This window comes from Agrobacterium sp. 10MFCol1.1 (genome assembly GCF_000381165.1).
In the GTDB taxonomy this organism is placed as follows: domain Bacteria; phylum Pseudomonadota; class Alphaproteobacteria; order Rhizobiales; family Rhizobiaceae; genus Agrobacterium; species Agrobacterium tumefaciens.
Window position 1 is genome coordinate 286048 of the sequence record NZ_KB906072.1, and the last position, 13893, is coordinate 299940.

A 13893-nucleotide genomic window follows, 5' to 3' on the forward strand; every position below is an offset into this window, starting at 1 on the left:
GAGCGGGATTTTCACATCCCGCCGGACTGACGGACCAAGAACCAAACGGCGCAGGGCTATGCTCCCAAAGCGAGACCCAATCAAGCAATATTTTCTCGCGACAGCATTGCAGGCGATGCATCTCTGGCGTTCAAATGCATCGGCCTTTCCCGAAGCCACCAGTTAACATATTGTTTTTAAAATATATCCAGGCAGGACAATCGCCCGGCCTTTTTTTCTTCCTTAACCGGTACGTTATTCGAAAACGATTTTCGGGGCGGCTTTTCTTTCGCCCGCACCGATGCGGGCCCAGACTTTTTCCGCAATATCGCGGTAGATGGCGGCCTGCGGACCATCCGGCTCGGCGGCAACCACCGGCGTTCCGGCATCAGACATTTCACGGATGGAAATGGTGAGCGGCACTTCGCCGAGGAACGGCACGCCAATCCGCTCAGCCTCTGCCTTGGCACCGCCATGGCCGAAAATATCATAACGCGCGCCAGTATCCGGTGCGATGAAGTAGCTCATATTCTCGACGACGCCGAGAAGCGGCACTTCCACCTTGCGGAACATGGTGATGCCCTTGCGCGCGTCGATCAGCGCCAGATCCTGCGGCGTGGAGACGATGACGGCGCCGGCGAGCGGCACCTGCTGGGCGATGGTGAGTTGCGCGTCGCCGGTGCCAGGCGGCATGTCGAGCACCAGCACATCGAGTTCACCCCAGGCGACTTCACGCAACATCTGCATCAATGCGGATTGAACCATCGGCCCGCGCCAGATCATCGCCGCTTCCTCATCCACCAGAAATCCCATGGACATGACCTTCAGTCCGTAATTTTCCATGGGAATGATGATGCGGTCTTCCTGCTGCTGCGGGCGTCCTGAAATCTTCAGCAGTCGTGGCAGCGAGGGGCCGTAAATGTCGGCGTCGAGCATGCCAACCTTGAGGCCCAGCGCCTGCAGGCCCAGCGCCAGGTTGACGGCGGTCGTGGACTTGCCGACCCCGCCCTTGCCCGAGGCAACGGCGATGATCGCGCCGACGCCGGGAACGCCGACCTTCGACGAGCCGGGCTGCGCGGGCGGGCGGCCGGTTGCAGCCGCAGGGCGCGCGGGTGCTGGTGCCGGGCGCGCCGGTGCGGGTTGTTGTGTGCCGGGTTTGCGATCCGCCGTCAGCGCGACGACGGCACCGGCGATACCCGGAACGCCCTTGGCGGCCTGTTCAGCCGAAAGCCTCAACGGCTCCATGTCGGCTGCCCTGTCGGCCGGGACGGTAATAGAGAAATAGGCTTTCGCGTCGGCGATGAAGATTTCCGAGACCATGCCAAGCGCCACAATGCTTTTGCCGCTGCCCGGATAGATGACTGCCTCCAAAGCCGTTTCGACCTGGTGCTTGCTGACCTCTGCCATATGTTTACTCCGCTACATCATCCCGCCGGATATGGGCTGCATTCCGCGCCATCCATAGACAAACGCGGCCCGTTCGCCAATGCCAAACCGCAAACAGCGGATCATCGCGACGGTTTATTCGCAGACTTCAGATTTCGTCGTCCATATCAAGCGTTTCCGGATCGAAAACCCGACCATCGAAAAAACAGTCGGGGCCGAGGACAAGACCCGAGCGTGACGCCCCGACATGGACCGGCTCCCGCAACGTGCCTTCCAGCTTCAGGTTCGCGCCCGGCACCGGCACGAAAAGCGGCTTCATCGCCTTGCGGAAGATATCCGGCCGATAGGCATTGCGCGCGGCCTCCACCACGGCTGCATCGAACCGGCGATCGGGGGGAACCTCGCCCCAGCGCAACATCTGGCTGAAGAACCACAGCGCCTGGCTTTGCCAAGGGAAATTGGCGGCCTTGGCGCTTGTTACGAAAAACTCCTGAAAACGCTGCATGTCCCTTTGCGAAGTGGAAATATAACCCGTCAGCGCTGGAAGCAGGAATTCGCCGTTCTCGTCAATATAATGGGGGGCGGCAAGAATGCCGGTAAGTTCCTCGATATTGGCGGAGTTGGCGCACCATTCGCCGGCGCGATAAAGCGAACGCAGCAAGCCTTCCAGCACAGTGGCGTTCTCTTCCGCCCAGGGCCGCTTCACGGCCAGTATCTTTTCAGGCGCATTGTGCCAGATCAGCGCTCCCGTGGTGACGATCCGCCCGCCGCCATCCAGCACCACAGCGCTGCCCGCCGGTTCGGCGGTACAGAGCGCATCGACCTTGCCGCTTTCCAAAAGCGCCGGCATAGCCTTCGGCAGGGCTTCAACGATTTCCATGTCGCGGCCGAGCAGCACCCCGCAGCTTCCGAGCAGATAACGCAACGCATAAAACGGCGTGGACACAATATCCTCGATCGCAAAGACCGGCGGTTTTTCACCCGCCGCCCGGCGCGCGGAACAGACACGGGCCATCGCCCGCCCGAACGCGGCCGGGTCCGGCAGCTTCATGCCCTCCCGGTAAAGCTCGTCGAAAAATCCGTGCGAAACGGTCGTTGCCGATCCGCCAAGGGAAAGAGTGAAGACGCCGACAATATCGGCCGGCAGGTCATCGAGGCCAACCGCGGAACTGACGGGAACCGCGGCGGGCAAATGGGCGATCTGAACCTCGTCCTCGCCAAGTGCTGCGAGCACGGCGCGCGCGGATTGTTTTCGGATGAGTTCCAGTTCGACGCCTTCGTCGGCAGCAAAGCCTTTTTCGGCAGCGGCTATCAGTACGGCGCAATCGACAGTCGGAGAAAACCCCGCTTTTATCCTATGCCGTTCCGGCAAACGATTTCTCCTTCCCGGTGATTCGAAAGAAGGATCGCCCAGGAACCCATTTATCACAATGATAAATTTGCGGTTTCGCTATTTAATCAGACCGACCCGGAGCGCCTTTGCGACGGCTTGGGTGCGGTTGACAGTATCGAGTTTTTTCGTCGCACGGTTCAGGTAGTGATTGATGGTATGTTCCGAGAGCATCATGATTTCAGCGATCTCGGCGCTGGTCTTGCCGGCGGCCGTCCAGTTCAGACAATCTATCTCGCGCTCGTTCAATGTCTCGGGAACCCGCAGGTCAAGGCGGCGGATTTCAGATAGCCGGGCAAAGATGTGGCTGGAAATGTAAAAAAGTTCCGCCAGCTGGCTGGTGGGCAAACTCGTTTTGTTACCGGAAAAGGACACCGCTCCCCGCATCGTGGTGATGTCGTGAACGGGAAACCACACCGAATTGATCATATCGAACCGCTCAAAAAGTCCGATGACCGGTTTCTTCGGCGCGTTTTCGTCGCCGCTGACCAGAAAATCCAGGGAGACGGAAAAGGGTGTGGTCGATTTCTTCAACTGCGCCATCACCCGGCTTCTCTGCAGCATGCCCTCTTCATCATAACGCTGCAAAAGCTCGGCCGGCCAGCTGGTGATGATGGTGCATTGCGACAATTCGCTCGCCATTTCGGCCGACAGGTCAAGCACCATGAAGGCCTTGAATCCCCAGGCTTCCGTCAGCCGTTTCAAAAACCGGAATATATCAAATTGCGTGTTGAGACCGGCGATCTCGCGAACGCAATCAACACCAATCGACTGAACGGCGGCCGTCTCTGTTTTCTGCATGAAGCGGTTCTTCAAAAAAGAGAAAATACCGCCGCAAAGGCCTGCCTTCGTGCGGAAATTGCGCGGATGTTACTCGCCAAAATGATTCATGCAAACAAAAGTTGAAACTTAATTCCGAATAATCGAAAATAAGATTTCACTTACACGCATCGGCGCGCGATCTGCCGTTTTTGAAGCGGAAACCAACAGCTTCACGCATCCATTTTTCTCAACCATTCGCAACCGGAGATAATCTGCAGGCAAGTTCCGCCGAAATTTGATCGGCCGTTTCGCGCACCAGAGGACCCCATTTCCGCAGTTGCTCCACATCCACGCGATAGGCTGGGCCGGTGACGGAAATCGCCGCGAGAAAATTGCGCCCCGGCGCCCTTACCGGCGCGGCAACGCAGTGGATGCCGATTTCATGCTCCTGAAGGTCGAAACCGTAGCCATTGCTGCGAATGGCGGCCACATCCTGCGCCAGCATTTGCGGGGTTACGATCGTATTTTGCGTGAAGCGGTGGAAGTCCAGCTCTGCGGCAAGTGCAGCGAGTTCGTCAGGGGAAAGCATTGACAGCGCGGCCTTGCCCACCCCTGTGCAGTAGGCGGGGGATGTCTTGCCCACCTGCGAATGCATGCGCAAAGTATGCTTGCCCTCCATCTTGTCCAGATAGGTGACTTGCCCGCCGTTCAGAACGGCAAGATGCACGGATTCCTGCGTCGCCTCCTGCAATGCCGCCAGATGCGGCGCGGCAACGCTGCGCAGATCATTGCCGCTCCAGGCCTTGGCAGCCAATTGCAGCAGCCTTAGACCCACGACATAGGTCTGGTCGGCGACATGATCGACCAGACCTTCGGCCACGAGATGGGCGAGCTGGCGGTGCACCGTGCCGCGCGGCTGGCCGCAAGCCTCGACAACGTCGGTGAAGCGCATCGGTTTTTCGGCAAGGGCGATAAGCTCCAGAAGCGAGACGGCCTTACCAAGCGTGCCGGTTACGCTTTCCTTTTTTCGCTCCAAGGCAGGAACCACCTCATGCTCGCTGTCATTTGGGTTTTTGTGATCAGGCATGGCAACATCCACCGTCATCTGTCTTGACATAAGCCTGCGGCCAAGAGAATAATTCCACTTAGTAAAATCTAGTTCCAAATAATGGAACAATCAAGCCCCTCACTGGACGAGACGATGCCGATGATGCAAGCCCATTTCCCTGACCTCAAGGACGCGGGCGTGCTCGTCACCGGCGGCGGCTCCGGCATCGGGGCATCGCTGGTAGAGGCCTTTGCGGCGCAGGGCGCAAGGGTCGCATTCATCGACATCGCCGAAGAGCCGAGTGTGGCGCTCGTTGCGCGGCTTGCTCATGCCGCACGCCATCCGGTCCATTTCTTCAAGACCGACCTGCGCGATATTGCGGCGACCCGGCAGAGCGTGGAGGCGGCAGCAGCTGCAACCGGCGGCATCAAGGTGCTCGTCAACAATGCCGCATGGGACGACCGCCACGACATCGATACCGTCACAGAAGCCTATTGGGATGCCAATCAGGCCGTCAATCTCAAGCAGATGTTCTTCACGGTTCAGGCCGCCTTGCCACATCTGCGGCAGGCGCAGGACGCAGCCATCATCAATTTCTCCTCGATTTCGTTTTTGCTGAACATGGGCGAGCTTCCTTCTTATGCGGCAGCCAAGGCCGGCATCATCGGCCTGACGAAAAGCCTGGCCGGACGGTTGGGGCCGGAAAATATCCGCGTCAACACGTTGCTGCCGGGCATGATCGTGACGGAACGGCAGAAAGAATTGTGGCTGACGGACGACGACGTCACCTCGACCACGGCACGGCAATGTCTCAAGCGCACGCTTGTCGCCGCCGATCTGGTGGGTCCGTGCCTGTTTCTCGCATCATCGGCATCGAGCGCGATCACCGCGCAATCCATAATCGTAGACGGAGGCCTATTATAATGTCTGAACCCGCTTTTATCGCCGTCGACTGGGGCACGACCAGTTTCCGGCTCTGGCTGCTCAGCCGGTCCGGCGCGGTGCTGGCTGAGCGCAGAAGTGCTGAGGGCATGACGACGGCCATGCGGACCGGCTTTACAGAGGTGCTGCAATCGCATCTCGATGCCATCAGCGCACCGGAAAAACTGCCCGTTCTCATCTGCGGCATGGCAGGTGCGCGGCAGGGCTGGGTGGAGGCCGGTTATATCGACGTGCCTGCATCGCTTTCAGCGGTTCTCGATGGTGCGGTGCGCGTGCCGGGTCAGGAGCGGGATGTCCGCATTCTGCCGGGGTTGGCGCAGCGGGACAAAAACGCACCTGATGTGATGCGTGGCGAAGAAACGCAATTGCTCGGTGCACTCAGCTCCGCCGGTGGCGGCAGGAAGCTGGTCTGCATGCCCGGCACCCATTCCAAATGGGTAACGGTGGATGGCAGCGACGTGACGGGCTTTGCCACCTTCATGACCGGTGAGCTGTTCGAGGTCATCTCGAAACAGACCATCCTTTCCCATGCGGTGGCAGAAGCCGAAGCCTTTACCGGCGAGCACGAGGTATTCAGGGCGGCGGTGCGCGACGTCTATGCCAATCCGCAGCTCGCCACCAACCGTCTGTTCACCCTGCGCTCCGGACAATTGTTGCACGGCCTCACCGCGACAGATGCCAAGGCCAAGCTTTCCGGCATCATGATCGGACTGGAAATCGCCGGTGCGCATTCCTCCGTACGGCGGGACACGCCGGTGGTGCTGATCGGCTCTGGCGCGCTCGGCGCGCTTTACGAGGGTGCATTCGCAGCCCTTGAGATTCAATATACTGTCATCGACGCAGACGAGGCCGTTCGGCGTGGGTTGTTAGCCGCCGCAAATGCCATCTGGTCATAGATTATTCAGTGGAGCGGAATTCCAGGCGAAAACCGCTCACGCTTTTCGCCATCCCGCTCAAGGACGAAAGACCCACCATGCGTATCCCCTTCCCCGCCATGAAATATCCGCTGATCGCCATCCTGCGCGGCCTTAAACCCGAGGAAACCGAAGGCGTCGTCGGCGCGCTGATCGAGACCGGCTTCCGCGCCATCGAAATCCCGCTCAATTCGCCCGATCCGTTCCGCTCGATCGAGATCGCCGCGAAGATGGCGCCCGCCGATTGCCTGATCGGCGCCGGCACCGTGCTCAGCACGGAAGACGTGGATGCGCTGGACGCCGCCGGTGGCAAGCTGATGGTCAGCCCCAACGCCGATGCCGACGTCATCACCGCCGCGCGCGTCAAGGGCATGGTGACGATGCCGGGCGTTCTGACTCCGACCGAGGCTTTGGTTGCCGCAAAGGCCGGAGCAACCGGGCTGAAGTTCTTTCCCGCCAGCATCATCGGCCCGGCCGGCATCAATGCGATCCGGACGATCCTGCCGAAGGATCTGGTCATTGCCGCCGTCGGTGGCGTCTCGGACAAGAATTTCGCCGACTATACCAACGCCGGCATCCTCGCTTTCGGGCTTGGCACCAGTCTCTACAAGCCCGGCATGACGGCCGCGGAGGTGCGCGAGCGCGCCATCGTCACACTTTCGGCCTATGATGCAGCAATTGGAGGATAAAAGCATGGCGACCGTTTTTCCCTTTGCCGGACGTGTTCTTGACGAAACGCCGATGACGCTTGGCGAAGGCCCGACTTTCGACCCGGTGACCGGCACGGCCTGGTGGTTCAATATCATCGGGCGGGAACTGCATGAATTGCATCTCGCTTCCGGCCGCAAAACGGTGCACGCCCTGCCCTTCATGGGCAGCGCACTGGCGAAAATCAGCGACCACAAGCAATTGATCGCCTCCGATGACGGCCTTTTCCTTCGCGATACGGCAACCGGCGTGTTGACGCTGCATGCGGAGCTTGAAAAGGATATGCCCGACAACCGCTCCAATGACGGGCGTATGCATCCCTCGGGCGCGCTGTGGATCGGCACCATGGGCCGCAAGGCGCAAATCGGCGCGGGCAGCATCTACCACGTTGCCAGGGGAACCGTGACCAAGCTGTTTGCCGATGTCAGCATTCCAAATTCGATCTGCTTTTCGCCCGATGGCGCGACCGGATATTACGTCGACACCAAGGTCAACGAGCTGATGAAGGTGCCGCTCGATGCCGAGACGGGACTTCCCACCGGCAAGGCAGAGGTGTTCATTGACACCGCCGGCATCGACGGTGGCGTAGACGGATCGGTCTGCGATGCGGAAGGGCATATCTGGAACGCCCGATGGGGAATGGGTGCGGTCGATCGTTACGATGCCGACGGCAACCACATCGAACGCTATCTGGTGCCAGCGGGACAGACGACCTGCCCGGCCTTCATCGGCCCCGATGCGTCGCGCCTTCTCGTCACATCCGCCCGCGAAAATCTTGACGACGACGCCATTGCCGCCAATCCGCAGCATGGAAAGACATTCGAGCTCGGGATTGAGGTGAAGGGCAGGTTCGAGCCGCTCTACCGGTTGTGAAGCGCGGCGCGTGCCGCCTTCTCATTCCTGTGCTCATCACAGGGATGAGGTTGGGGAGGTCCCTACAGCCTCATGTGCAAGGCCATTCCATTTCTCAGGGAATATCCGACAGGATCTCGCGATAGTTTTCGTGAAGGTAACGCTGCGTGGCGGCCGCATCGGCGGGGCGGCCGTAAAAATAGCCCTGCCCCATAGCGCAGCCGAGCGCGCGCAGTTTTTCCTCTTCCGCCTGCTCCTCGATACCCTCCGCGACGACCTCGAGATCAAGCCCTTCGCACATGGCGACGATGGCCTTGATGATATGTTCCGAAGGACGGTCGCTGCTGATGCGGGAGACAAAGGCGCGGTCGATCTTGACCTTGTCGAAGGTGAAGTCGCGCAGGCGGCCAAGGCTCGACTGGCCGGTGCCGAAATCGTCAAGAGAGATACGAACACCCGCACCCTGCAATTCGCTGATGATGCGCTGCGCGGTATCGGCGGATGTCATGACAGCCGTTTCGGTTATTTCAAGCTCCAGCCGGTGCGGATCAAGGCCGACACGCGACAGGATGGACAGAATATTATCCGCTGTGCCGGGGTCCATCAATTGCGCGGAAGACAGGTTGAAGGACAGGAAAAGCTCTCGCGGCCAGAACAGCGCCGCTTCCGCCGCCTTCCTCAACAGCGCTTCCGACAGCGCGTCGATGAAGCCGCGTTCTTCGGCCAGCGGCACGAAAACGGCGGGCGACACGAAACCGAGATCGGGGTCGTTCCAGCGGGCGAGTGCCTCGAAACCGATGACCTTCGCTTCTTCCAGCCTGACGATGGGTTGGAAATGCACGTCGATCGCATCGGTGATGATGGCGTTACGCAACGCCTGTTCCAGCTGGGTGGCGCGCTTCATTTCCTGCGCAATCTCGCGCGAATAGACCGTTATCTGGCCACGGCCACGGCGCTTGGATCGGTAAAGCGCGGTCTCGGCGCTTTTCAGCAAATCCTCGAAATCATCGCCGGCGAAGGGATAGATGGCAAAACCGAAGGAGGAGGAAAGCCGGACGTTGCGGTCGCCGAGATCGTAAGGCGCAGAAAGCACGTCCTTGATCATGTTGCCGATGCGCTCTGCGCCGGTGCGTTCGAATACCAGCGGCAGCACGAAGGCGAACTCGTCGCCATCATGGCGCGTCACGGCGGCGCCATCGGGAATGCAAGCCTTCAGCCGATGCGCGACCTGGCACAAAATCTCGTCGCCCGCCTGCACGCCGAAAAGATCGTTGATGGGTTTGAAGCCGTCAATATTCGCAATGCCGACGGTGAAGGGCGCGGGATCGCTGGAACGCTCGCTGGCGAGCATGCGGATCTTGTCCCGCAAACGGTAACGATTGCCAAGCCCCGTCAGCGGATCGCTGTAAGCCATCGCCTGCAGCTCGTTCTGGCTGACGTGCAACGCCTGCGGCTCTGCCCGTTTCATTTCTGCATCTCGTGAATCCCGTGTCGACCGCGATCACAATGCAGGGCAAGTATTAAAAAAGCCATAGAACCGCGCACCGAAAATGCGGCGGCGTTTCCGCAAGGCCAGCGGCTCGAACACAAAAAGCCGAAATGGAGGAGCTTCAGGCTTGCAGCCGCAGGGCATCCTTGCCGAAAAGGCGCAGAAAAACGGCATCGACCATATCGGGACTGACGGGTTTCAGCAGCATGTCTTCCATGCCCGCCGCCAGGCATTTGTCGAGATCGCCCTCGAAAGCGTGGGTGATGACGCCGACGATGGGAATGCGCTCGTCGCCGGCCAGTGCACGCATACGGCGGGCGACCTCAAAACCGTCGATATCGCCAAGCGTGGTGTCGAGCAGGACGACGGACGGTGCCTGCTCCTCAAAAAGACGCAACGCCTCCTCACCCGACGTGGCAAGCCGCCAGGACAGCCCCAATCCCTCAAGGATTTGTGAGAAGACGATCTGGTTGACCCTGTTGTCCTCAACGAGAAGTATCTCGCAGACGCCGCCGGTCTTGAGGATTTTGGGCAGGTCCTCGGTCATGATCTCCCAGTCCTCGTCGGAGGATTTTTGCTTCGGAGACGATTTGAGCCCGACGGCGAGATAATGCAGCAGCGAAGCATCGATCTCCTCTTCCTCGATGGTGACGACCGGCAGGTCATGCGCGGCCGCGATATCGAGGCATGTGACGCTCATCTGGGCGTCGACAACGACGACATCGATGCCGACGCCTGCGGAAGCGGCGATATCGATGAAACTACGCTGTTCTTCCTCGCTCCTCACCACGGCATGATCCATGCCGCTCGCGGCCAGCCGGTGGCAGGCGGCTTCGGCAAAGTGCCCGTTTCCGGAAACCACCAGCACTGCCTTGCTTTTCAGCAGACCGCCTGCGGAATCGCGATCTTCATCCTTGCCATAGGTGGAGGCGACGAAATCGACATGTTCGAGCGAGGGGATGACGGGCATGCCGTTCGCGTCGATGGTGGCGAGCGCGGTCACGTCCTCCATCGTCGTGACCAGAAAATGCCGGCCAGGCCGACCCACCCGCTGCTTGCGGGTAATCGTCAGCACCTCTTCACCATTCGCGCGCCTCACCCTTTCGGGAAGGATGCTCGGCGTGCCGCTGTCCAGCACCATGCGATCGGCAGCGTCGATCCGGCCTGCGACCTGGCGCGAATGCAGGTCGAAAACCGTGCGGCCGAGAATGCTCTCTGCACTGGTCTCGACCATGGTGCAGGCGGCTTTATTTACGGCGACATAGGCGAGGTTCCGGTCCTTGACGAGGACCGGAAACGGCAGATTGTCGAGAATGTCTTCGATCAGCTGCACGCGTTCGAGGTCGATGCGCCACTGTTCTTCTCTTTTCTTCTGTTCGGAAATATCGGCAACGACGCTGATGCCCAGCCCGGAAGGCAGGCGGTTCATGACGAAGCGCAGGAAGCGCTCCCCCTTCAGCCGCTCGGTTTTTTCAGACCTTTCCTTCCAGTGCAGCGCCAGCCGCTCGCCAATCCATTCCTCGCGTCCCAGCTGCCGGGCATTGGCGGACAGGCTTTCCGCTTCCAGAAGATAACAATCGTAAAGCGCGCTCAGATAGTCGCGCAGCCGCGCGCCCGGCCCGATAACGGCCTCTTGCAGTGGAAAAAAACTCAAAAGCTTCCGGCTTGCGAAAACGATGTGATCGTTCCGGTCGTAAACGACGATCGCCGCGCCAAGCGCGTCGCAAAGGGCATCAAGCATCACTGCATGAACGCCCGCGCCGGAGGACGCCAAATCACTCAACTGCAAACTCCCACCTGTTTTCAGGGTCAGGCTTATGTTTCTATTGGAATCGTCCGAGGCAAATGCCGGGATGAAACGGTAAATTCCGCAAAAGAGACATCAGGGTTCGCTACTTGAAGCAGTCTTGAGGGGAAGATGACGTTCACCCATATACGACGTCACACCACCCGGCGACGGGGGGCCTCGTTCCTGCAGTCATTTCAAGCCGCCTCACCATATGCAAGGCCGATTAAAGGCGGATTAACGCTTAACCTGACGTTGAACGGAAATGATCAAACGCCGGGCAGGCCGCAAAACATGTGCAAACTTTCACGACTTGAGTTTTTTGCTTTCGAAGCCGTGACGAATCCGCGAAAATGACGATCATGGCCATCAAGCAGCTTTCAGAAACCCTCATCAACCAGATCGCCGCCGGCGAGGTCATCGAAAGACCCTCCAGCGCCACGAAGGAGCTGGTGGAAAACGCCATCGACGCGGGCGCAACGCGCATCGAAATCGCCACGGCGGGCGGTGGCAAGGGACTGGTCCGCATCACCGATAACGGCTCCGGCATGTCGCCTGCCGATCTGGAGCTTGCGGTTCGACGCCATTGCACCTCGAAAATATCCACCACGCTTGACGATATCCGCACGCTTGGCTTTCGCGGCGAGGCCCTGCCCTCCATCGGCTCGGTTGCCAAGCTTTCCATCACCAGCCGGCAACACGGCGCAGAACAGGGTTCGGTGATCTCCGTCACCGGCGGCAAAGTCTCCGAGGTCCGGCCCGCCGCTGCCAATGCCGGCACCATCGTTGAGGTGCGCGACCTGTTTTTCGCGACGCCAGCACGGCTGAAATTCCTGAAGACGGAGCGAGCGGAGTCAGCCGCCATTACCGAAGTCGTCAAGCGGATGGCAATTGCCTTTCCGCATATCCGCTTCGTGCTGTCAGGCACCGACCGCTCCACGCTTGAAATCCCCTCCACCGGCGACGATCACCTTGCCCGCATGGCGCAGATTCTCGGTGCCGAGTTCAAGGACAACGCCATCGAAATCGATGCCGGGCGCGAGGATGTAACGCTCTCCGGTTTTGCCGGCGTGCCGACCTTCAACCGCGGCAACTCGGCGCATCAATATGTTTTCGTCAACGGTCGCCCGGTGCAGGACAAATTGCTGTTGTCCGCCATTCGCGGTGCCTATGCCGAAACCGTGCCGCACGGGCGATATCCGGTCGCGGTGCTGTCCCTGACGCTCGATCCCGCCTTTGTCGACGTGAACGTGCATCCGGCGAAATCAGATGTGCGCTTTCGCGATCCCGGCCTTGTTCGCGGGCTGATCGTCGGTGCTATCCGCCAGGCGCTGACCCGCGACGGTGACAGGGCGGCGACGACTGGTGCCAGCCAGATGATGAACGCCTTTCGCCCCGGCTACAGCCCGTCCAATCTCCGACCGTCTGCCGCTGCGACATGGTCCGCCGCGGCCTCGCCTTCCCGACCGCTTGCCATTTCCGGGAACATGCAATTTGCCGAGGCCGTGCAATCGCGCTTTTCCGACATCACCATGCCGACCGCGCGGGCAGAACCCCGCGAGGTTTACGAGGCCTCGGCAAGCCCGTCGCTGGAACCGTCACAATATCCGCTCGGCGCCGCGCGGGCGCAGTTGCACCAGAATTACATCGTCGCGCAGACGGAAGACGGCCTCGTCATCGTCGACCAGCATGCGGCGCATGAACGGCTCGTGTTTGAGGAAATGCGCAATGCGCTGCATTCCAGACGCCCGCCTTCACAGGTGCTGCTCATTCCTGAGATCATCGACCTTCCCGAAGAGGATTGCGACCGGCTGATGGACCATGCGGCTGGTTTCGATGCACTGGGACTGGTCATCGAGCGTTTCGGGCCGGGGGCGGTCGCGGTTCGCGAAACGCCGGCGATGCTTGGCGAGGTCAACGTGCAGGGGCTGGTGCGGCAGCTTGCCGACGAGATCGCTGAATGGGAAGCTGCCTCCACGCTTGCCAACAAGCTGGAATATGTCGCCGCCACCATGGCTTGCCACGGCTCGGTGCGTTCAGGGCGGCGCATGCGGCCGGAGGAGATGAACGCGCTTTTACGGCAGATGGAAAACACGCCGGGTTCAGGACAGTGCAATCACGGTCGTCCGACCTATATTGAGCTAAAACTTTCCGATATAGAACGTCTCTTCGGCCGAAGCTGAGCCTTAACCCCGGGGGCAGCAGGCAGGGCTGGCCTTGGGCGTAGCTCAGCGATATAAATTCAAGGGACTGGAGCATCCGGATTGTTCAGGAGAACGCTACGCCGTTTCGGGCTGGATGCACTGACAAGACATAGCAGGAGACGAAAACGGATGAACAGATTTGAGGGAGGCGGAAACCGCATCGCCGTCATCGAATATCTCGACGGTGACTTCCGGATCGTGCAGACCGGCTCGCATGTCATATGCGCCATCACCGGCAAGACCATTCCGGTCGACGAGCTGCGCTACTGGAGCGTCGCCCGGCAGGAAGCCTATGTGGATGCCAGCGCCTCACTGGAGGCAGAGCGCAAGGCTGGTAATTTGCCCGCCTGATCAGGCGCGGAAGCACGCCCGAAATGGCCGCGTGTGCGAATTCTTCTTTTCGCGCTGAGGGCTGCTCAATTCCTGTGACAAG

At 60.0% G+C, this 13893-nt stretch carries 12 protein-coding genes; 6 read left to right on the plus strand and 6 right to left on the minus strand.

Features of this window, described 5'->3' with window-relative positions:
• Window positions 1-234: 234 nt before the first annotated feature.
• The 4 genes from F617_RS0101560 to F617_RS0101575 all read right to left on the minus strand — a co-directional run bounded on the left by F617_RS0101560 (window position 235) and on the right by F617_RS0101575 (window position 4634).
• Entirely contained in the window at window positions 235-1386 is a 1152-nt protein-coding gene (locus F617_RS0101560; RefSeq protein ID WP_019564221.1) for an Mrp/NBP35 family ATP-binding protein, read from the minus strand.
• Between the two features lie 127 nt (window positions 1387-1513).
• Window positions 1514-2737 carry a CmpA/NrtA family ABC transporter substrate-binding protein gene (locus F617_RS0101565; RefSeq protein WP_019564222.1) on the minus strand — a complete coding sequence of 408 codons (1224 nt, stop codon included), beginning with the start codon at window positions 2735-2737 and terminating at the stop codon, window positions 1514-1516.
• 78 nt (window positions 2738-2815) lie between these two features.
• The gene (locus tag F617_RS0101570) at window positions 2816-3556 is read right to left on the minus strand and encodes an autoinducer binding domain-containing protein (RefSeq protein WP_019564223.1); all 741 of its coding nucleotides are present in this window, start codon (window positions 3554-3556) and stop codon (window positions 2816-2818) included.
• Between the two features lie 208 nt (window positions 3557-3764).
• Entirely contained in the window at window positions 3765-4634 is an 870-nt protein-coding gene (locus F617_RS0101575) for an IclR family transcriptional regulator (RefSeq protein WP_026330616.1), read from the minus strand.
• A gap of 84 nt (window positions 4635-4718) precedes the next feature.
• Here F617_RS0101575 and F617_RS0101580 point away from each other — a divergent pair, with 84 nt between their 5' ends.
• The 4 genes from F617_RS0101580 (at window position 4719) to F617_RS0101595 (ending at window position 8002) form a co-directional block, all read left to right on the plus strand.
• Window positions 4719-5489, plus strand: a complete 771-nt coding sequence (locus tag F617_RS0101580) for an SDR family NAD(P)-dependent oxidoreductase (protein ID WP_019564225.1) — start codon at window positions 4719-4721, stop codon at window positions 5487-5489.
• Window positions 5489-6403, plus strand: coding sequence for a 2-dehydro-3-deoxygalactonokinase (locus F617_RS0101585; RefSeq protein WP_019564226.1), 915 nt, complete (start codon window positions 5489-5491; stop codon window positions 6401-6403). The genes F617_RS0101580 and F617_RS0101585 overlap by 1 nt, the downstream gene beginning before the upstream one ends.
• A gap of 77 nt (window positions 6404-6480) precedes the next feature.
• Window positions 6481-7110 carry a 2-dehydro-3-deoxy-6-phosphogalactonate aldolase gene (locus F617_RS0101590; RefSeq protein ID WP_026330617.1) on the plus strand — a complete coding sequence of 210 codons (630 nt, stop codon included), beginning with the start codon at window positions 6481-6483 and terminating at the stop codon, window positions 7108-7110.
• A gap of 4 nt (window positions 7111-7114) precedes the next feature.
• Window positions 7115-8002 (plus strand): SMP-30/gluconolactonase/LRE family protein, encoded by an 888-nt coding sequence (locus F617_RS0101595; RefSeq protein WP_019564228.1) that lies wholly within the window; start codon window positions 7115-7117, stop codon window positions 8000-8002.
• A gap of 94 nt (window positions 8003-8096) precedes the next feature.
• On the opposite strand, the gene F617_RS0101600 is transcribed toward F617_RS0101595, so the two are convergent.
• Window positions 8097-9449: a bifunctional diguanylate cyclase/phosphodiesterase gene (locus F617_RS0101600; protein ID WP_003519050.1), complete on the minus strand. Its 1353-nt coding sequence runs from the start codon at window positions 9447-9449 to the stop codon at window positions 8097-8099.
• Between the two features lie 142 nt (window positions 9450-9591).
• Entirely contained in the window at window positions 9592-11211 is a 1620-nt protein-coding gene (locus F617_RS0101605) for a response regulator (protein ID WP_051093853.1), read from the minus strand.
• 407 nt (window positions 11212-11618) lie between these two features.
• Here F617_RS0101605 and mutL point away from each other — a divergent pair, with 407 nt between their 5' ends.
• Window positions 11619-13439 (plus strand): DNA mismatch repair endonuclease MutL, encoded by a 1821-nt coding sequence (gene mutL / locus F617_RS0101610; protein ID WP_019564230.1) that lies wholly within the window; start codon window positions 11619-11621, stop codon window positions 13437-13439.
• A gap of 150 nt (window positions 13440-13589) precedes the next feature.
• Window positions 13590-13811: a DUF2093 domain-containing protein gene (locus F617_RS0101615; RefSeq protein WP_003519053.1), complete on the plus strand. Its 222-nt coding sequence runs from the start codon at window positions 13590-13592 to the stop codon at window positions 13809-13811.
• Window positions 13812-13893: the final 82 nt, after the last annotated feature.

Bases quoted from the DNA above. Each gene is read 5' to 3' on its own strand.
- F617_RS0101590 (WP_026330617.1), top strand. From the start codon at position 6,481: ATGCGTATCCCCTTCCCCGCCATGAAATATCCGCTGATCGCCATCCTG.
- F617_RS0101575 (WP_026330616.1), bottom strand. From the start codon at position 4,634: ATGTCAAGACAGATGACGGTGGATGTTGCCATGCCTGATCACAAAAAC.
- F617_RS0101600 (WP_003519050.1), bottom strand. From the start codon at position 9,449: ATGAAACGGGCAGAGCCGCAGGCGTTGCACGTCAGCCAGAACGAGCTG.
- F617_RS0101560 (WP_019564221.1), bottom strand. From the start codon at position 1,386: ATGGCAGAGGTCAGCAAGCACCAGGTCGAAACGGCTTTGGAGGCAGTC.
- F617_RS0101595 (WP_019564228.1), top strand. From the start codon at position 7,115: ATGGCGACCGTTTTTCCCTTTGCCGGACGTGTTCTTGACGAAACGCCG.
- F617_RS0101585 (WP_019564226.1), top strand. From the start codon at position 5,489: ATGTCTGAACCCGCTTTTATCGCCGTCGACTGGGGCACGACCAGTTTC.
- F617_RS0101580 (WP_019564225.1), top strand. From the start codon at position 4,719: ATGCCGATGATGCAAGCCCATTTCCCTGACCTCAAGGACGCGGGCGTG.
- F617_RS0101605 (WP_051093853.1), bottom strand. From the start codon at position 11,211: ATGCTTGATGCCCTTTGCGACGCGCTTGGCGCGGCGATCGTCGTTTAC.
- mutL (WP_019564230.1), top strand. From the start codon at position 11,619: ATGGCCATCAAGCAGCTTTCAGAAACCCTCATCAACCAGATCGCCGCC.
- F617_RS0101615 (WP_003519053.1), top strand. From the start codon at position 13,590: ATGAACAGATTTGAGGGAGGCGGAAACCGCATCGCCGTCATCGAATAT.
- F617_RS0101570 (WP_019564223.1), bottom strand. From the start codon at position 3,556: ATGCAGAAAACAGAGACGGCCGCCGTTCAGTCGATTGGTGTTGATTGC.